The organism is Vibrio sp. SS-MA-C1-2, assembly GCF_021513135.1.
Classification (GTDB): domain Bacteria; phylum Pseudomonadota; class Gammaproteobacteria; order Enterobacterales; family Vibrionaceae.
The window spans coordinates 681,125-701,533 of the sequence record NZ_CP090981.1 but is presented as its reverse complement, the minus strand read 5'-3'; the positions used below and the strand labels follow the sequence as shown (position 1 = coordinate 701,533).

Below are 20,409 nucleotides of genomic sequence, written 5' to 3'. Positions count from 1 at the left end.
TCACGGGTATTTCTCTTAACTCGTCACCTTACACATTGAATTTTAATATTTTTTGCGTCAATCTTTATATACCCTTCTGGCTAGAAGATGCTAGGTTGTTGACTAGCAGCGCCAATTCATTTGGGTTTAACAAGATATGAAAGTAGAAAATAGAAGCAAAATTATTGAGGGAATATCCAATGCGACATTTAAGTCTATTCATCATTAAATTGATTAGCTCCCTATTAATTATTGCGACCTTGTTTGTAAGTTTAACACTTGCTCTTTTTCATACTTCCCATGGACTTCCTGCTTTACAGTGGGTAATCAAGGAGGTGAGCTCTTATCAACTTCATGCTGACTCCCTCGACTACAATATTGAGGATCCACTCTTCGTTGAACTAGAAAATCCAATTTTAATTCAACAAAAGAGTGATAATACTGAGCAATCTATTTTCGCTAGCCAACAACTTAGACTGTGGTTTTCTACCAATAACTTATGGCAAAAAGGGTGGCATTTTGATTCGATCTTAATTAAAAAAATCGATTTAACAGCAAACGAGTCATTAAACCTTCCTTTTTCCCTCTTTACCAAGCGATTAGCGATAACTGATGCTAACTACCAAAGTAATCACCTCTCTTTAGAAGACGTGAAGCTTGAGCTCGATGATTGGTCATATCACCCGAATAGTCACCAAAAATTCACAGGCGACTTTCGTTTAAGTGCGGAGAAAGGTACATGGAAGACCACTCAATCTCATCAATCTGTTCATTCACTCCCTAATCAATCATTTACTCAGTTATTAATCGACGGTCATCATCAGGCACCAAATAGTTGGGACATCCCTGTTCTTTCCTTACAATTAGAACGCAGTAGCATTACGGCAGCACTCTCTGTCTTCGATAAAAACATTAAAATTGAGCAATTAAATATTAGTGATCTTCAGCTTAATCACTCTCTTTACTACCAAGAAATAAAATCGAATCTAGATACTTTAGGCTATCACTGGAGTATTAAACAATTAGATATGTTAAATGCTAGCTTAAGCAGTTCAGCGCTCTCCTTTTCTAGTGCAAATATCTCAATTGGCAACTTACAGTCTCTCCCGTTAAACCAACAAACATTAAGTTTATCGTTTAATAGTTCTGATCTCGCTTGGAAGGATTGGCAACTGTTAGATCCTCTGTTTGATTTAACTTTAAAACAGGGTGTCTTAGATATTTCAGGGGCTTCCGCAAAAACTAAACAGGGCTTTATTCAGCTTTCTGGCTCATTTAAAGACCAACACGCTGCGATGATTCGAAATCTAACTATCAATGGATTACGCTGGACGCTTCCGACTCAATGGCGCAAAAAACTCACATCACTTTCAAATCAATTTAATCGGGTGTCGATTGATAAACTGAATATCGCTAATAGCCTATTTGTCGATCCTAATCCTCAATTACCTTTTCAAGTCACGGCACTCAATCTTTCAGGTGAAAATTTAATCTTAAAGAAGGAAAATAGATGGCGTCTATGGCAGGGGAATTTAATGGCTAGTGCGCCTCTTGCAAGCTATAACAAAGTCGATCTTCGTGGTTTATCTCTTTCAATGACCAGCCAACAAAATATGTGGAATAATCAATTTTCAATGGCTTTTGAACAAGGATTTGTCGATATAACGAGCAATATTGACCTTAATCACTTCAGCGAACCCACCACAATAGATATCAACGGAAGTGCCATTCCTCTAGAGATACTCACTAACTGGTTTAATTTACCATTACCAATTACAGGAGAGCTTGATATTGCAGGGGCTCTGTCAGGATTAACAGGGGACCGTTTATCATTCAATTATTCATTAGATGGTCAGCTCAACGGCGAAGTGAGAGATCTCATGTTACCAAAAACCGACAGTAAAAAACTCAGCCAATTAATAAAAGCAGAAAACGAAAGTGTAGGCGATCAACAAGAGAAGAGTGATAAGAGTATCTCAACAATGGCATTTAAAGCCACGCCTTGGCAACTTTCGGTTTATCGTGGAAGATTACATATTCCACAACAATCTCTAGAAAGCCAAGATAAAAAGTTAGCTTTAAGCTTCAATGCTGATTGGGATCTAGCTCAACCGAAATCAACGAAGGCTGAGCTAATATTGAATCATTGGCAACAATGCCAACAGCTATCGCGTTATTGGACAGCTTCTGATTCAGACTGGTCTGTTAAAGATTTTTCAGCAAATGAGTGTAAAGGTAATAGTAAATAAGTTCCTTTAAACTCCACGGCTTCATTATCACCGCTATAGACGATCGTCGTGAGGTCAACGCGACTTTTGCTATTGCTTTGTAATCTGTCTAAATCTCCAGAAAGTGAGTCTAACGAGGTCATAGCCGTTGGTTTTTCTGTGATTGGAGCTCGATAACGGATCTGACTATCGACCAACACAATATCGGTTTCCAAACCCCGCTCTTTTAGCATCAACCATATCATCCCCCAACTCGCCAACATCGCGATAGAAAAAATACTGCCAGAAAACATGGTGTTATGAGGATTAATATTCGCATCCAACCCTGCCGTCACAGAAAAACTATAACCATTATATTGACTAATTCTAATGCCCATTTTATCGCTAATCGGTAACTGTGTTTCCCAGCGTTGTTGTAATTGCTCACACCATTTAGGGTGGCGAACAACACCCGAAAATTGATCCAGCTCTTTTAGCATTTGTTGATGACGAACACTGCCTGGCTCTTCGGTTAATTCGCCAATTAAAGCAAAGTGATTATGGCTATAAAATGGGATAGCTTCTTCATGGGCATTACAGACTAAACGTTTTGCTCCTTCTTGGTGCGCTAAATTCTCTAATGCAGAAAGTAGTAATCGCCCAAGTCCACGCTGACGATGTTCAGGATTCACCGCCATATAACGGATCTGACCATCATCATCAGCATTAATATAGAGACGTCCTACCGCAATCACTTGTTGATTATCATCCAAAATCATCTTATGAAAACTACCTTCGTCATAAGCATCACGCTCCGAACCTTTAGGATGACGCCAAGGCTCTCTTAGCATCAGCCAACGAAAGTGATAATAATCTTCTAATTGCTGTTCTGTTTCTGGAGTGATCAGTCGAAACATTCCATTGCCTCTTCTATACCTAAAATAATTGGAGTTGCTAGTAGGCGGCAAGCGAGTGAGGCCCCATAATGATTGGGACGAATGAGTATACAACCTAGCAGCTTCAAGTATAAAGGGTATATTCAGTTAATTAAACTTGTAGCCAAAAAGTTGATGGCCCATCATTGACTAAACTAACTTTCATATCAGCCGCAAATTGCCCAGTCTCAGTCACTATACCTGATTCTTGACACTGCTTTGTAAAATAGTCGTAAAGACGCTCAGCCTCATCAGGATCTGCACCGTAATAGAAGCCCGGTCTCATCCCTTTTTTAGTGTCGGCAGCAAGGGTAAATTGAGAAATAACTAACACGCTTCCCCCCACTTGTTGAACGTTAAGGTTCATTTTATCACTATCATCATTAAAAATACGATAACCTAATACTCGTTCTTTTAAGCGTTTTGCCTTGGCTTCATCATCACCTCGCTCAACACCCAATAAAACTAATAAGCCATGACCAATTTCGCCAATTATCTCGCCTTCAACTTTAACACTGGCTTCACTTACTTTCTGAATTAATGCAATCATTTATCTTTATCACGCTCAGTTAATTGTAATAGTTTTGTCTCATCACCGATTAGGATTTGAATTCGCTTCTCTTCTCTTCTCTCACCTAAACTGGCCGTGATCTCTGCACCGATTAACACAATACACCAACAAAGATAAACCCAGACAAATAAGATAGGAACAACCGCTAATGCCCCATAAATTAACTGATAAGAGGGGAAGTTAGCAAGATAAAGCGCAAATCCTTTTTTTGCTAATTCAAACATTAAACTGGTAATTAATGCACCAAAAGCAGAGTGCCAGATTTTCACACGCTTATTAGGCACTAATTGAAAAAGCCCTAAAAATGCCAAAAAGGAGGATAGAATGGGTAATAGAGACAACAATCGGTGAGCTAATGTATCTACAACCTCGTTATGAATAATGTTGAGAGATAGAATATAAGAGCTCGCAACCAAACTCGCGCCTACCAGCAGTGGCCCTAAGGTTAAAATCATCCAATAGATAGAAAATGAGATAACTCGACGACGTTTCTCTTGAACTCGCCAAATATAATTTAAACTATTGTCGATATTAGAGATCAACATTAAAGCGACCACAAAAAGAAAGCCCACCCCAACAAGGGTCATCTTTCCTGCATTAGCAACAAACTCATTGAGATATTGTAGTAATACATCTCCAGCAGCAGGAACAACATGTGAAATTACCGTTTTTTGTAGTTCTAAGCCAATACCCGCAAATTCAGGAAAACGAGAGAGAGTCGATAAGATAACCGTCACTAATGGCACCACTGAGAGCAATGTTACATAAGCAAGATATCCAGCGGTCACCGTTAAGCGATCATGTTGAATTCTTTCAATTAAGTGACGAAAGAAACTGTACAGTGATTTTACGAATTGAGTTACCTGAAACTTACCATGTTGAATGCGATTATCCATATCCACCAAAAAATTAATAACTGAATAGTATTAGTTTATGCAAAATGAAAGGGAAATGCCCGATTTGCTCAGATTATTATTATCAATAATAATATTAACAGAGAAATGCCTCATTGATTACTCAATCATGAAGCAGATACAAAATAATAGACCAATCTCAATCATCAAAAAGCATCAGATAAAAAAATACCCGACAAAGATAACGATAACTCGCTGTCTTGTTCGGGTATTTTATTTTATTCAGAGCAACTAGGTTAACTCTGAATAAGTTCTAAATGGAAAGCTTACTTAGAACGGCTTGCACGCTTACGGTCATTCTCAGTAAGAAGTTTCTTACGGATACGAATGCTTTCTGGCGTTACTTCTACTAGCTCATCATCATCGATAAACTCAAGTGCTTGCTCTAGCGTATATTTGATTGCTGGAGAAAGAACCTGTGCTTCATCAGTACCTGATGCACGAACGTTCGTTAGCTGCTTACCTTTCAGACAGTTTACTGTTAGGTCGTTAGAGCGGTTATGAATACCGATAACCTGACCTTCATAAACTTCATCAGCATGCTCTGCGAATAGACGACCACGCTCTTGTAGGTTAAACAGTGCGTAAGTTAGTGCTTTACCTGTTGCATTAGAGATAAGAACACCGTTGTTACGCTGACCAATGTTACCGCCTTTGTGTGGGCCGTAGTGATCAAATGTATGGTAAATCAGACCAGAACCAGACGTTAATGTCATGAATTCAGTTTGGAAACCAATAAGACCACGAGAAGGCATAACGAAGTCAAGACGTACTCGACCCTTACCATCAAGACTCATGTCTGATAGCTCACCTTTACGTAGACCGATGTTTTCCATAACACCGCCTTGGTTCTCTTCTAGAACATCAATCGTTACCGTTTCATACGGTTCCATTAGCTGACCATCGTCTTCACGAAGGATTACTTCTGGACGAGATACTGCTAACTCATAACCTTCACGACGCATGTTTTCGATAAGGATCGATAGGTGAAGTTCACCACGACCAGATACGCGGAATTTATCCGGATCTTCAGTCTCTTCAACACGTAGTGCAACGTTATGTACAAGCTCTTTTTGTAAACGCTCAAGAATGTTACGTGAAGTAACGAACTTACCTTCTTTACCTGCGAAAGGAGAAGTGTTTACTTGGAAAGTCATGGTTACTGTTGGTTCATCAACAGAAAGAGGCTTCATAGCTTCAACGTTGTTGATATCACAAATGGTATCAGAGATCTTTAGCTCGCCAAGACCAGTAATTGCAATGATGTCACCCGCTGTTGCTTCTTCAATCTCATGACGCTCAAGACCAAGGTAGCCTAATACCGTACCGACTTTACCGTTACGTTTTTTACCATCAGCACTAACAATAGTCACTTGCTGGTTTGGTTTAACCGAACCACGAGTAACACGTGCTACACCGATAACACCAACATAAGAGTTGTAGTCAAGCTGAGAGATTTGCATCTGTAGCGGACCATCTAAGTCAACGCTTGGTGCTTCAACAGTATCAACAACCGCTTGGAATAGTGGTTCCATGTCTTCGCCAACTTCACCTTCTTCAAGGGTAGCCCAGCCATTCAGTGCTGATGCGTAAACAACTTGGAAGTCTAGCTGCTCATCTGTCGCGCCAAGGTTATCAAACAGATCAAATACTTGATCCATAACCCAATCAGGACGTGCGCCCGGACGGTCAATTTTGTTGATAACAACGATTGGCTTCAAGCCGTGAGCAAACGCTTTTTGAGTTACAAAGCGAGTTTGAGGCATTGGGCCATCAACTGCATCAACGATTAGAAGTACAGAGTCAACCATCGACATGATACGTTCCACTTCACCACCGAAATCGGCGTGTCCCGGAGTATCAACGATGTTGATGCGGTAATCATTCCAACGAATTGCAGTATTTTTTGCGAGAATGGTGATTCCACGCTCTTTTTCAATATCGTTGGAATCCATTACACGTTCTTCAACTTCACCGCGAGTTTCTAATGTGCCAGATTGTTGAAGTAGCTTATCTACCAACGTTGTTTTACCGTGGTCAACGTGGGCAATAATTGCAATATTTCTTAAGTTATCTATTTGAGAAGTAGACATGGATTCAATTTCACTCAGAACGTGGTGTGCTCGCCACAATGGTTCGCAACTTGGTTAAAAAAGCGACCATAATTTACCAGATTTTAAAATAAAACCTAGTAAATTGTGATTTAAGTCACCTGATTTTACTAATTTTCAGTTTAATTGTAGAAAAAATATTCAATTTTGCGAAAAAAAACGCAATTTAAATCGACAATGGTGAGAAAAAATAGTGATGATAGGCTGTTAGTCTACCTTATTTCGGTTTATATTTACATCAAGCATTATATTATCATCACAAAGATGCACCAAAATGATCCATGTAGCGATTCAAAACAGTGCAAAAAAGAGGTTACACCTTGATGAATTTTAATATATTTGCTTATAAATAAAGGACTTAAAAAGTTGGCACTATTTATGCTTTATAGGTAGTAAGTATAAAAAATAATTTAAATTTACTATCTATTTGTCGCAATACATGGGCTTTAACCGGTGTAAAAGTAAATAGTTAGCGCCATATAGAATTAACATTGGAGGTTATGCGAAATGTCGATTGAAAACGTACTAGCAATGATTGAAGAGAATGAAGTTAAGTTTGTTGATTTACGCTTCACGGATACGAAAGGTAAAGAACAACACATCTCTATTCCATCTCACCAAGTAGATGAAGACTTCTTCGAAGAAGGTAAAATGTTTGATGGTTCATCTGTTGCTGGTTGGAAAGGAATCAACGAATCAGACATGGTAATGATGCCAGATTCAACAACGGCGGTATTAGACCCATTCACTCAAGATGTCACACTAAACATTCGTTGTGACATCTTAGAGCCTGCAACACTACAAGGTTATGATCGTGATCCACGTTCAATTGCTCAACGTGCTGAAGAGTATATGCGCGCATCTGGTGTTGCTGACACGGTATTAGTCGGTCCTGAACCAGAGTTCTTCTTATTTGATGATGTTCGCTTCTCTACTGATATGTCGGGTACTTTCTTCAAAGTTGATGACAAAGAAGCCGCATGGAACTCAGGTACTGAGTACGAAGATGGTAACAAAGGTCACCGTCCAGGCGTTAAAGGTGGTTACTTCCCAGTAGCACCAGTAGATTCAGCTCAAGATATCCGCTCTGCAATGTGTTTAATCATGGAAGAGATGGGGCTTGTTGTTGAAGCTCACCACCATGAAGTTGCAACAGCGGGTCAGAACGAGATCGCAACACGATTCAACACACTAACTTATAAAGCGGATGAAATTCAAACTTATAAGTATGTTGTACATAACGTTGCTCATGCTTACGATAAAACAGCTACCTTCATGCCTAAGCCATTAGTGGGTGATAACGGTTCTGGTATGCACGTTCACCAGTCTTTAGCTAAAGATGGTGTTAACCTATTCGCAGGCGATAAGTACGGCGGTCTATCTGAAATGGCCCTTTACTACATCGGTGGTGTTATCAAACATGCTCGTGCAATCAATGCATTCGCTAACGCATCGGTTAACTCATACAAGCGTTTGGTTCCAGGGTTTGAAGCACCTGTTATGTTAGCTTACTCAGCACGTAACCGTTCTGCATCTATCCGTATTCCTGTTGTACCAAGTGAAAAAGCGCGTCGTATCGAAGTGCGTTTCCCTGACCCAACAGCAAACCCATATTTATGTTTCTCTGCGCTACTAATGGCAGGTCTTGACGGTATCAAAAACAAGATCCACCCAGGTGAAGCAATGGATAAAGATCTTTACGACCTTCCTGCAGAAGAAGCAGCTGAAATCCCAACAGTTGCTGAATCATTCCAGATTGCTTTAGAAGCATTACGTGATGATAGTGAATTCTTAACCGCTGGCGGCGTATTCAGTGAAGACTTCATCAACTCTTACATCGATCTTAAGATGAAAGAAGTTGAGCAATTAAACATGGCAGTACACCCATTAGAATTTGAACTTTATTACTCAGTATAAGTTCAGGCTTTAATCTAGTGAACACCCTCTGTTTAAAATAAAAACAGTAATAAGGCCTGCAATGCGGGCCTTTTTTACCTCTATGATTCACCATGACTCATCCATTCAAGAGAGATACCTAAGGAACATGGCGTTATTCGTTGGCGAACGAATAACGCCAACAACCTAGCAACTTTAAGTAAGAAGGAGGTAACCTCCATTAAGTCACTTGCTATCTCTATTACCTCGACTTAAACTGAAACGCACCATTTTAGTGCAAGGCCAAAACATCACATGAATGAACTATCAACAGCAATGCTTGACCACCAATTAACTGCGATTTTAGTACTCAATCGCGATCTTTCGGTCAGCTACAGTAATTCAGCCATGAACCAGTTGTTAGGAACCAGCAGTAAACGCCTCCTTAACCTCCCTTTTCACCAGTTAACTCATCTTATTTCATTAAAAAAAGAATTCGTCCTGAAAACATTCGATGAAGGGATTAGCTTTACCGATAGCCATGGTTGGGTTATTCATGAAGCTCGCCCTCACCTTGTCGAACTATCAGGAACGACGATGCAGTTTGAACAACAGCAATTTGTCATTATAGAGTTACGACAAATTGAACAGCAACGTAAGATAAACCAAGAAAGTGTTCAACACGCTCAACAGCAAGCAGCAAAAGAGTTAGTTCGAGGTTTAGCCCATGAGATAAAGAACCCTTTAGGAGGTCTCAGAGGTGCCGCTCAATTATTAGAAAAAGAGTTGCCTGACCCAGCTCAAAAAGAGTACACACAGATTATTATCGAACAGGCTGATCGATTACGTAAACTGGTGGATCGATTACTTGGCCCCCAACAGTTAGGTACTAAGAAAAACGATAATATCCATGCAGTTTTGGAGCGTGTTTGTCAATTAACCCACCTAAATAATCCAGATTCAATAAAGATAACTCGAGATTATGATCCTAGCCTGCCTGAGTTTGTGATGGACAGTGAGCAGATTGAACAAGCGATACTCAATATCGTTAATAATGCCGCCCATGCATTAGAAAATCAAAACCAAGGTGAAATAATCATTCGCTCACGAACAGAACACCAAGCTACTGTACATGGAAAACAATTTCGTCTAGTTGCTCGAATCGATATTATCGATAATGGCCCCGGGATTCCTGATCATATTCAAGATACCCTCTTCTATCCGATGGTAACCGGAAGAAAAAATGGGACAGGATTGGGGTTATCAATCGCACAAAATCTCATCGATCAACATCAAGGAAAAATTGAAGTATCAACGGTGCCAGGTAACACTAAGTTTAGTCTCTACTTACCGATTCAATAGCTGATATTTAACTTAGATAATCACAACCTTGAGTAACCAATATCAGAATTAAAGGACACACTATGAGCAAGAAAGAACAAGTATGGGTTGTTGATGATGACAGTGCTATCCGTTGGGTACTTGAACGCACATTAACGTCAGATAGCATTGAGTGCCGAACCTTTGAAAGTGCAGACCAAGCAATTGCTGCATTAGATAATGCAGTACCAGATGCCCTGATCTCTGATATAAAAATGCCCGGTACAGATGGCTTATCATTGCTGCAATATACTCAACAACACTTTCCTCAATTACCCGTCATTATTATCACAGCTCATTCCGATTTAGATGCGGCGGTAAATGCTTATCAAAAAGGCGCATTTGAATATCTGCCAAAACCGTTTGATATTGATGAAGCGATGACCTTGGTTGAGCGAGCACTCAGTCATGCCAGAGAACAAAATCGTAAATCTGTGCCACAAGACAAACCACAAAATGATCCCGAAATTATTGGTGAGTCTCCCGCGATGCAAGAGGTATTTCGAGCGATTGGTCGACTCTCGCGTTCCTCTATTTCAGTTTTAATTAACGGTGAATCAGGTACCGGTAAAGAATTGGTTGCTCATGCACTACACCGTCATAGCCCAAGATCTAGCGCGCCATTTATTGCTTTAAACATGGCAGCTATTCCTCACGATTTAATAGAGTCTGAATTATTTGGTCATGAAAAAGGGGCATTCACGGGTGCCAACAGTGTTCGTCATGGGAGATTTGAACAGGCTAATAATGGCACACTCTTTCTCGATGAAATTGGAGACATGCCATTAGATATTCAGACTCGTCTACTACGTGTACTTTCTGATGGCCAATTTTATCGTGTAGGCGGTCATTCACCCATCAAGGTTGATGTCCGTATTGTCGCTGCAACCCACCAAAACCTCGATAAACGGGTGGCAAATGGTAAGTTTCGTGAAGATCTCTACCACCGACTTAATGTTATCAAGATACAAATCCCTTCATTAAGAGAGCGTCCTGACGATATACCCATGTTAGCCAACCGATTTTTAACTCTCGCGGCAGAAGAGTTGGCGGTTGAAAAGAAAACTCTCCACCCAGAAACCATTAAGCTGTTAATGCAACTACCGTGGTCGGGTAATGTTCGTCAATTGGAAAATAGTTGCCGTTGGTTAACCGTGATGGCGGCAGGGCAAGAGGTGCTTCCATCTGACCTTTCTGATGAGTTACTTCCTGATTCAAAAGATACGTCTACAAAGCCGCTCTCATCATGGCAAATTGCATTACAACAAGAGATCACGGGTTCCCTCAATTCAGGAAAAGAGCAGCTTCTAGATACCTTACAGCCAGAATTTGAAACAATCTTAATTAAAGCGGCACTTGAGCATACTCAAGGTAAAAAGCAGTTAGCCGCTCAACTGTTAGGTTGGGGACGTAATACGTTGACCAGAAAAATAAAAGAATTAAATTTGTAATAGAAGATAGGTAAAAAAATACCGCTTACTGAGAAATCTGATAAATATCATTCAGAACATCAGTAAAGCGGTACTTTTATTCAGTCACTCATCTTAAAAAAGATTAGCTAACCTAAATCAATATAGCTGGAATTAAATCACACGAGAGAACTGTTGCTGACGCGCACGATCTCTTAAATATTTATCAAAGCACATACAGATATTACGAATTAACATGCGCCCTTTTAACGCCACATCAATACGCCCATCTTCAATTGACACTAACTCATCATCAATAAACGTTTGTAGTAATTTGATGTCTTCAGCAAAATATTGATCAAATTCAATATTAAATTGCTGTTCAATCGCTTTAGTATCAAGTGTGAAATTACAGATCAACTGCTTTATCACTTCACGACGTAGAATATCATCACTATCAAGACCGACACCACGCCATAATGCATGCTGTTGTTCTTCAACTTGACCATAATACTCTTTTAGCTCTTTTTTATTCTGAGCATAACAGTCACCGATCATTGAAATGGCAGACACACCCATTCCTAGTAGGTCACAATCACCTTGCGTCGTGTAACCTTGGAAATTACGGTGAAGAATACCGCTGCGCTGTGCAATGGCTAATTCATCATCAGGCTGAGCAAAATGGTCCATTCCGATAAATTGATAATCAGCACCCGTTAGCGTTGAAATCGTGTCATGCAAAATAGCCAGCTTTTCATTGGCACCCGGCATATCGTCTTCATTTAACTTACGTTGAGCTGCAAACATTTTCGGTAAATGCGCGTAGTTAAAGATAGATAGACGACCTGGTTTTAGTTTTAACACTTCTGCCAATGTTTCAGCAAAGCTCTCTTGAGTCTGCTTTGGTAAACCATAAATCAGATCCAAGTTGGTCGAGCGGAAACCAAGATCTTTTGCTCGCTCTACCATAGCAACAATAAAGTCTTCATCCTGTTCACGGTTAACCAATTTCTGAACTTCTTTATTAAAGTCTTGAACGCCGATACTTAAACGGTTAAAGCCTTCACCACGAAGGTGGTCTAATGTTTCAAGGTCAATTTCACGAGGATCAACTTCAATACTGATCTCTGCATCATCCGAGAATGTGAATAGTTCACGCGTCAGATCCATCAAGCGAGAGATTTGAGGTTTAGTCAAAAATGTTGGTGTGCCACCCCCCAATGAAGTTGGCTAACCGTACGGTTACCAAGCAGGGTTGCACGCTGGCGCATCTCTTTCTCTAACATATCAAGATAGATGTCGGCTTTTTCTTGGTGGCGCGTAATGATCTTATTACAACCACAGTAGTAACAAAGCTTATGACAAAAAGGGATATGGATATAAAGAGAAAGCTTACGATCGGGATAACGTTGACACTCAACTTCAAATTCTGCTTCTGTATATTCCGGGTGGAACTCTAGCGCGGTAGGATATGATGTGTAACGAGGGCCTGAGTAGTTATACTTCTCGATTAAAGCCTGATCCCAAATAATCTGTTGAGTAGACATATTAATTTCCAAATGACGGTAAGATAATGGCGGTTATTTTGACATAACTGAGTGAATTACCCAGTATTAGTTATAAAAAATGCTAACTCTGTAGATAAAAACCGCCAGATAAACAATAAAACACAGTAAAACCAACTGCACACTCGGTGCAATTGGCTTTAAATGCATTATACCGTTAAGGTTGCTATCTTTTGATATTCAAGTTCAATCGCCTCTAATAGGCGAGCTTCTGCTTTTAGACGTAGCAAATTAAACTTCATCCGTTCCTGCTTACTATACTCTTTTCGAGCATCGGCACGAGGCATATCTTTTACCACTTCATACAATTCAGCCATCGCTGGATAGTCCTGAGTAAAATCAGGAAGTGGCTGTAGATGGTCATATAAACCACGAATTCGAATCACCAGCTCTGAAGGATCACACTGTTTCTCGCGTCCAACCGCCGCTAATGAATGAATATTATCTAATAGCGTCTTATTTCGTTTAGCAATCGCTTGTTCCTTAAGCTGTTGCTGCATCAACTTTTGCTGATGTAACCGATAAAATAGAGATCCGGCATAACCTGCCAACCCTAAAACAATAATCGTTCCAACAATAAAAACTATTGTAATCGGCTCCATACAGTTAGTCCTTAAACTGGTCTAAATCAATATTCTCGAAGGTATCAAGCATATCTTCATCAGAAGATGACTTACCGCTTTTGACAACAACAGGTTCAATTTCTTCAACGTCTGCATCATCTTCTACTAATAAACCAAGTTGATTCATTAGTCGTTCCATACGGTTCAACTTCTCATCAACATAGCTTTGAAGACCAGCACCTAAATGCTCACCCGCTTCAATACGGTCGATCAACGTCATTAATTGAGCATCATTCTCAATTGCTTCAAGCTCTTGCTCTGCTGACAGTTTACGTGCTTTTTTCGCCGCCGCTGACTTAGGATGAGGCTTAGCTTCAAGAACTAATTGAATAGGCTTTTTACTCCCTAATCGTGGATCTTTTCTGCCGCGATTTTGGTTTGCTTTTTCAGTTGCAACAACATCAACGTTACGGCTGCCTGCTTTTAAACCTTTCTTTTTACGTTCTTTCTGTTTACGACGACCTTCAACTTCTGATTCTGAAGTGGTCTTTTCATTAAATACCGCAGGGCCTTCTGAGCCAATACGGCGAGATCTTTTTATACGAGTCATGACTGACATTTCCTAAATAGTATTACATCACTTCCAACAAACTCTAATTCTAGACCATCTCGGCGAGCAAGAAACATAAAGGTTTCTCGGCTAAAAAAGCTGACATGGGTTGGATCATTTTTATAGTGCCATTTTGCAAAAGCATCTACATTGGTAGCCATTTTCGTCATGATAGCTAACCACCCTCCCTTTTTAACTAAAGAGAGTAATAGCTGCCACTCAATCGAGGGCTGATAAAAGTGTTCTATCGCTTCGGTGCAAGTAACAAAATCATATTTCCCAGCTTCAAGCACCGTTTTATCTGGTGAGAAGTAAGGGTCATAAATTGCCATCTGATGGCCGGCTTCCTGTAACATAATCGATAATGTAGGGCCGGGACCAGAACCAAAATCTAGACCTAGCAAAGGCGGATGACCTAAATGATCTAATAATGGTTGCGCTAAACGATTTAAAAATTGGCGATATCCCTGATCCTCTGGGTTGTTCTCATGTTGGTTATAAACTTCTTTCTCCAACTCGGGTGAGAGCAACTTAGCAGGATCAGCAAATACTAAATGACACTGTGAACACTGGAAGTACTGTCGATTTTTATCTTCAAAAAAAAGACGTGATTGTTGATCATCACACAACGGACATGAGTGCACATTATCACCTTTGTATAAATTAAAAGCGCAACATACTACACTGCTTACGACTTAACAACCAGAGATTGACGATAAATCATCGGTGATAATCATGCTTGAACAACAAATATCAGACAAGAAAAAAGGCGCTAGGTAGATACCTAGCGCCTCTAAAAATTCATCAAACTGATGACAATAACGTATTTTTATATAGTCAATCCGTAACTAATTAGTCAACTTCCCGGTTATTGCGTTTATCCATCTATTATTTATGCTTTCCGTGCAAATTTATATTTTCTTCATCATCCTGATGAGTTTTGTTCTTCCGTGTACATTCCGTGTTTATAGCAGTCAATCATTGACTGGCTTATCCATTAAGCGGTCTATCTTCCTGATAGAGAGTGAACCATCCTTATTAGATATAAGCATCCTACTTATATCGTGCTAATATCCTTTAGCGAAACCTTCCTGGTCGTCCTAGTAAATCCATCACATCAATGAGCTCAACCTTAAGCTCTACCTCCGTGTTGTTCCTTTAAGCATCCTGCTTAGCTATCCTAGCGTTTCCTGTCCTGTGTTGATGTCCCTTCAACACAATCTAATTTACGTTATTTACGTTTTATCACAAGCGACAGAGATCTCACTTTTTTATTCAACATTAGGCGTATATTTTCATTCTCTTTTTTATTCAATGAGTTAGAACCTTCAAAATGAACAATTAAGGTTTCTACCTCAAAATACAATAGCAGATCTCTTACAAAGCAATTCGCTATACGCCTAAAATAAAAAAACAGCAATGGCATAATGCGATTGCTGTTTAGAATTAAACAGTTAGTTCAAGTGTAAATATCAACCACATTGATTAATTATTGAACTACAACTATTCTTGATGATCTCAAATAATCGAGTGTTATCACTAAAATTAGTGTAAACCACCGACATATTGAGATAGAGCAGTAATCTCATCATCTGTTAACTTGGCTGCGACATCACGCATCATGCCATTTAGATCGTTAGCACGTTGGTCTGATCTAAATTTCGTTAACTGTGAAGCAACGTACTCAGCGTGTTGACCTGAAATCTTAGGAAAGCCTGATAAGCTTAAGCCATTGCCTCTTGGGCCATGACAAGCAGTACAAGCAGCAATCCCTCGTTCAGCATCACCCGCTAAATAAAGTTGCTTACCCACATCCAATGACTCAGGCGATGAGGTATTGGCTGAGATAGGTAAACTTGCGAAGTACGCAGCAAGATCTGCCGCATCTTGTTCAGTTAACGCCATCGCCATGCCGCCCATCACTGGATCAACTCGGCCTTGCTCTCCACCAGAGGTCATTCCAAGCTTAAATTCCTTTATCTGCTTTTCTAAATAACCTGGATGTTGTCCAGCAAGTTTAGGGTATTGAGGTAACTGTTGACTATTGCCGTCAACACCATGACAAGCTGCACAGGTGGCAGCTTTTGCTTTACCAGCTTCTACATCGCCCATAGCCATGGCAGAATAACTAGTAAATAGAGTTAATATCAATGCTAATATCTTCATCACATTCCGTTATAATTATTAGGACTTCCACTTCCGCAACTATTTTACTGCTGACAGTGATAGAATGACTATCATTGAGCAGTTTGTTTATTTTACACAAATTCACATAAAAGTAATCATTTGACTACATTTGAGGCCAGTTAAATTATGAGTATCACGCTTCACTACCAAAAAACCCACTTTATCACCAGTGCTCCTGACATTCGTCATATGCCACCTGATGAAGGGATTGAGATCGCTTTTGCTGGTCGTTCTAATGCAGGCAAGTCTACTTCACTGAATCGACTAACCAATCAGAAGTCATTAGCAAAAACCAGTAAAACACCAGGCCGAACTCAGCTTATTAACGTTTTTGAAATCGAAGAAGGCTATCGAATCATTGACTTGCCTGGTTATGGGTTCGCGCAAGTACCATTAGAGATGAAACTTAAGTGGCAAGCGGCATTAGGTGAATACCTACAAAAGAGAAGCAGTCTAAAAGGATTAGTTGTGTTGATGGATATTCGCCATCCCATGAAAGATCTCGATAAGCAGTTAATCTTTTGGGCTATCGATTGTCGCCTTCCAGTACTTGTTCTGTTAACCAAAGCGGACAAACTAAAGAGTGGCGCACGTAAAGCCGCATTATTAAAAGTTCGTGAAATGTCGTTAACATTTGGCGGTGATGTCTCTGTTGAGCTCTTCTCTGCACTGAAAAATATTGGTACAGATAAGCTAAAAATGAAATTAGACACTTGGTATGCCCAAGAATCTGAGGCCATTATTGAGCAATTAGAAGACGAAGAAGCACAAAATAACGACGCAGAAGAGTAAATCTCTCAAAAAATTGTTTAAGGCATCATCGCAAAGATAAAGAATAAAGATAAAAAATATATAAAATAAAAAACCCTATCAAAAATAGAAATTGATAGGGCTTAAAAAAGAGAAGAAGATAAAACTTCTTTTCTGAATATGTTGTTATTTTTTATGCATGATGATGAATAAAACAAGATTGTGCAAGTCACTAACTTTCAGAGTGCTGGCTGCTCGACAAATATTAACTCAAATTTGTCGTTTAATTTGATACTCCTCACACTCAGAAATAAAAAAGAGAGCGGAAATATGCGCTCTCTTTTTATTTAATTTTGCGTTGAGGTTATGATGGTTTAGCCGTACTCAATCAAGGTGATTAAAGCTTAATGAGCTTGTTCCCAGTTTTCACCAAATCCGATATCGGCCACTAAAGGCACATCTAGATCTGCCGCTGATTCCATTACCACTTTTAATGCCTGACTCACTGACTCCATCTGTTCCGTTTTCACTTCAAAAACCAATTCATCGTGAACTTGCATTAATAGTTTCACATCATCTTGCTGCTGAGCTGAAATCCACTCACCGACTAAAATCATCGCTTTTTTAATAATATCAGCTGCCGTTCCCTGCATCGGCGCGTTGATTGCAGCACGTTCAGCGGCTTTTTTACGCATCCCATTACTAGATTTAATTTCTGGCAGATAGAGGCGACGCCCCATCAGTGTTTCAACAAACCCGGTTTCACTCGCAGATAGACGCGTACTTTCCATATAGTGTTGAACACCCGGATAACGCTCAAAATAAAGAGAAATATAGCTCTGTGCTTCCCCTCTTGAAATTCCTAACTGTTTCGCTAAGCCAAATGCACTCATACCATAAATCAGACCAAAGTTAATGGCTTTTGCCCTACGACGCTGCTCTGAGGTCACATCTTCTAAATCAACGGCAAAAACTTCTGATGCAGTGACGGAGTGAATATCTTTTCCTTCCGCAAAGGCATCTAGCAGCCCTTTATCACCCGAAAGGTGCGCCATAATTCGCAATTCAATTTGAGAGTAATCTATCGCTAAGATCTGCGAACCTTCAGGCGCAATAAATGCTTGACGAATACGACGGCCTTGTTCGTTACGAACAGGAATATTTTGTAGGTTTGGATCGCTTGAAGAGAGACGCCCAGTCGCCGTGACCGCTTGATGATAAGAGGTATGAAGACGACCACTTCCTTTATTCACCATCTTCGGTAATTTATCAGTATACGTTGACTTAAGTTTCGCTAAACCACGGTACTCTAAAATCAATTTAGGCAATGGGTAGTTTAATGCTAACTCTTGTAGAACTTCTTCATTGGTTGAAGCTGCACCAGAAGGCGTTTTCTTAATAATTGGCAGTTCCATTTTTTCAAATAGAATCGCTTGTAACTGCTTTGGCGAACTTAAATTAAACTCTTGTTCTGCAATCTCGTGCGCTTTCTGCTCTAACTCAATCAGACGAATACCAATCTCTTTCGATTGTTGAAGCAGTTTAGTCGAATCAATTAACACTCCCGTTCGCTCAATTTTAGATAGCAGAGGAACAAGAGGAACTTCTAACTCTTCAAAAACGGTATTAAGCTTTTGGTCTGCGGTTAACTTTTCTATTAAACGATTATGTAGACGAAGGGTAATATCGGCATCTTCGGCTGCATAAGGTGCGGCTTGTTCTAATTCAATCTGATTAAAAGTAAGCTGCTTTTTACCTTTACCTGCAATATCTTCAAAGCTAATGGTACTGTGCTTCAAATAACGTTGAGCAAGGCTATCCATATCATGACGACCCGCCACGCTATTGACGACATAGGATTCAAGCATGGTATCAAACTTGATCCCTTGCATCTCAATGTCATAACGCGCCAACACGCTCATATCATATTTTAAATTCTGCCCTACTTTAGCAAGATTTGGATCTTCTAATAGCGGCTTCAGTTGCGCTAATACCCAGTTACGATCTAACTGCTCTGGCGCACCAATATAGTCATGAGCAACAGGTACGTACGCGGCTTCACCTTCTGTAACAGCAAAAGAGAGTCCAACTAAATTGGCTTCCATATAATTTAAGCTGTCAGTTTCGGTATCAAACGCAATCAGAGCGGCATTTTTTAGTTTCTCAAGCCAAAGGGTAAACTCTTCTTTGGTTGTTACCGTTTGATATTGGCTCCGATCAACCTCAATTGCACTGTCGTCTTCCGTTGAGTTCATACTCGCAATATGGCCTTCAACAGAAGCTGTTGCGCGATTTTTCTCCGCGCTATCACCCGCAATAATGTTATCGGCGCCATCAAGTAGCTCATTGAGCCAACGTTTAAATTGATACTGACCAAATAGCGAGATTAATTGATCTTTATCTGCATCGGTGACAATCAACTCTTCTGGCGCAAATTCTAATTCAACATCGCACTTAATAGTAGCCAACTCATAGGATAGATACGCACCTTCCCGATTATCAACCAGCTTCTTAGCCATCGTTTTTGAGCCACGGAAACCAAGTTCGGCAATTTTATCTAAGTTGTCATAAATGGTCTCTAAACTACCCAAACCGGTTAATAAAGCTTTGGCTGTTTTTTCACCAACACCAGGAACGCCAGGAATGTTATCGACTTTATCGCCCATTAGCGCTAAATAGTCGATAATTAATTCAGGGCCAATCGAGAACTTATCAACCACCCCTTGAGGTCCCATCACTACATTGGTCATGGTATTGATCAACGTAACATTCTCATCAACCAGTTGCGCCATATCTTTATCACCCGTACTAATCAGCACTGGGATCCCTTTTTTCGACGCTTGAGTTGCTAATGTACCGATCACATCATCTGCTTCAACACCACTGACAGCTAAAAGAGGCAGCCCCATCGCTTTAATGATTTTATGTAACGGTTCAATTTGGCTACGAAGATCATCCGGCATCGATGGACGATTAGCCTTATATTCTGGGTAGATGTCATCACGGAAAGTCTTACCCTTCGCATCGAAGATCACACCGATGTGAGTGGCTGGAAACTTATGAATTAGGCTGCGAAGCATATTAACCACACCAAAAATAGCGCCTGTTGGCTCTCCATCACTATTAGAGAAGTTAGGTGCTGCATGATATGCACGATATAAATAAGAAGATCCATCAACTAGGATCAGAGGGTTGTTCGGTATGCTCGTCATCGTCTATAAACCACTTTCCATCATCTGAGATTACTCATTCTAACCAATAAAAATCAATTGAGCGATCAAGATCGATAGGATACTCAAGATTTATATTCACCCCCTGTGGATAAGTTTGTTGGTATCTATTTTTTGAAATTT

The 20,409-nt window shown here is 40.0% G+C and carries 14 protein-coding genes and 1 pseudogene; 5 read left to right on the top strand and 10 right to left on the bottom strand.

The window, feature by feature from the left end; translation table 11 throughout:
* The first annotated feature begins 179 nt into the window (after window positions 1-179).
* Window positions 180-2,228: an AsmA family protein gene (locus tag L0B53_RS07790; protein WP_235061553.1), complete on the top strand. Its 2,049-nt coding sequence runs from the start codon at window positions 180-182 to the stop codon at window positions 2,226-2,228.
* On the opposite strand, the gene L0B53_RS07785 is transcribed toward L0B53_RS07790, so the two are convergent.
* The 4 genes from L0B53_RS07785 to typA all read right to left on the bottom strand — a co-directional run bounded on the left by L0B53_RS07785 (window position 2,153) and on the right by typA (window position 6,699).
* Window positions 2,153-3,103, bottom strand: coding sequence for a bifunctional GNAT family N-acetyltransferase/thioesterase (locus L0B53_RS07785; protein ID WP_235061552.1), 951 nt, complete (start codon window positions 3,101-3,103; stop codon window positions 2,153-2,155). The genes L0B53_RS07790 and L0B53_RS07785 overlap by 76 nt on opposite strands.
* Window positions 3,104-3,233: 130 nt before the next feature.
* On the bottom strand, window positions 3,234-3,671 hold the full coding sequence (dtd, locus tag L0B53_RS07780) for a D-aminoacyl-tRNA deacylase (RefSeq protein ID WP_235061551.1): 438 nt from the start codon (window positions 3,669-3,671) through the stop codon (window positions 3,234-3,236).
* A complete protein-coding gene (locus L0B53_RS07775) occupies window positions 3,668-4,588 on the bottom strand; it encodes a virulence factor BrkB family protein (RefSeq protein WP_235061550.1) in 921 nt (306 codons plus the stop codon). The genes dtd and L0B53_RS07775 overlap by 4 nt, the downstream gene beginning before the upstream one ends.
* Window positions 4,589-4,872: 284 nt before the next feature.
* Window positions 4,873-6,699 carry a translational GTPase TypA gene (gene typA, locus L0B53_RS07770; protein WP_235061549.1) on the bottom strand — a complete coding sequence of 609 codons (1,827 nt, stop codon included), beginning with the start codon at window positions 6,697-6,699 and terminating at the stop codon, window positions 4,873-4,875.
* A 525-nt stretch (window positions 6,700-7,224) separates the two neighbouring features.
* Here typA and glnA point away from each other — a divergent pair.
* From glnA to glnG, 3 genes are all read left to right on the top strand, one after another.
* Entirely contained in the window at window positions 7,225-8,634 is a 1,410-nt protein-coding gene (gene glnA / locus L0B53_RS07765) for a glutamate--ammonia ligase (protein ID WP_235061548.1), read from the top strand.
* Window positions 8,635-8,907: 273 nt separating this feature from the next.
* A complete protein-coding gene (glnL, locus tag L0B53_RS07760) occupies window positions 8,908-9,954 on the top strand; it encodes a nitrogen regulation protein NR(II) (protein ID WP_235061547.1) in 1,047 nt (348 codons plus the stop codon).
* Between the two features lie 62 nt (window positions 9,955-10,016).
* Entirely contained in the window at window positions 10,017-11,423 is a 1,407-nt protein-coding gene (glnG, locus tag L0B53_RS07755; protein ID WP_235061546.1) for a nitrogen regulation protein NR(I), read from the top strand.
* A 132-nt stretch (window positions 11,424-11,555) separates the two neighbouring features.
* On the opposite strand, the pseudogene hemN reads toward glnG, so the two are convergent.
* The 5 genes and pseudogenes from hemN to L0B53_RS07730 all read right to left on the bottom strand — a co-directional run bounded on the left by hemN (window position 11,556) and on the right by L0B53_RS07730 (window position 16,285).
* Window positions 11,556-12,928 (bottom strand): annotated as a pseudogene (hemN, locus tag L0B53_RS07750) (oxygen-independent coproporphyrinogen III oxidase).
* Between the two features lie 167 nt (window positions 12,929-13,095).
* Window positions 13,096-13,548: a DUF2489 domain-containing protein gene (locus L0B53_RS07745; protein WP_235061545.1), complete on the bottom strand. Its 453-nt coding sequence runs from the start codon at window positions 13,546-13,548 to the stop codon at window positions 13,096-13,098.
* 4 nt (window positions 13,549-13,552) lie between these two features.
* A complete protein-coding gene (gene yihI, locus L0B53_RS07740; RefSeq protein WP_235061544.1) occupies window positions 13,553-14,119 on the bottom strand; it encodes a Der GTPase-activating protein YihI in 567 nt (188 codons plus the stop codon).
* Entirely contained in the window at window positions 14,116-14,763 is a 648-nt protein-coding gene (locus tag L0B53_RS07735; protein WP_235061543.1) for a class I SAM-dependent methyltransferase, read from the bottom strand. Before L0B53_RS07735 ends, yihI begins: the two co-directional genes overlap by 4 nt.
* A gap of 901 nt (window positions 14,764-15,664) precedes the next feature.
* A complete protein-coding gene (locus tag L0B53_RS07730; RefSeq protein WP_235061542.1) occupies window positions 15,665-16,285 on the bottom strand; it encodes a cytochrome c in 621 nt (206 codons plus the stop codon).
* A 147-nt stretch (window positions 16,286-16,432) separates the two neighbouring features.
* On the opposite strand from L0B53_RS07730, the gene yihA reads away from it, so the two are divergent.
* Entirely contained in the window at window positions 16,433-17,098 is a 666-nt protein-coding gene (gene yihA, locus L0B53_RS07725; RefSeq protein ID WP_235061541.1) for a ribosome biogenesis GTP-binding protein YihA/YsxC, read from the top strand.
* 362 nt (window positions 17,099-17,460) lie between these two features.
* On the opposite strand, the gene polA is transcribed toward yihA, so the two are convergent.
* The gene (polA, locus tag L0B53_RS07720; protein ID WP_235061540.1) at window positions 17,461-20,268 is read right to left on the bottom strand and encodes a DNA polymerase I; all 2,808 of its coding nucleotides are present in this window, start codon (window positions 20,266-20,268) and stop codon (window positions 17,461-17,463) included.
* Window positions 20,269-20,409 lie beyond the last annotated feature (141 nt).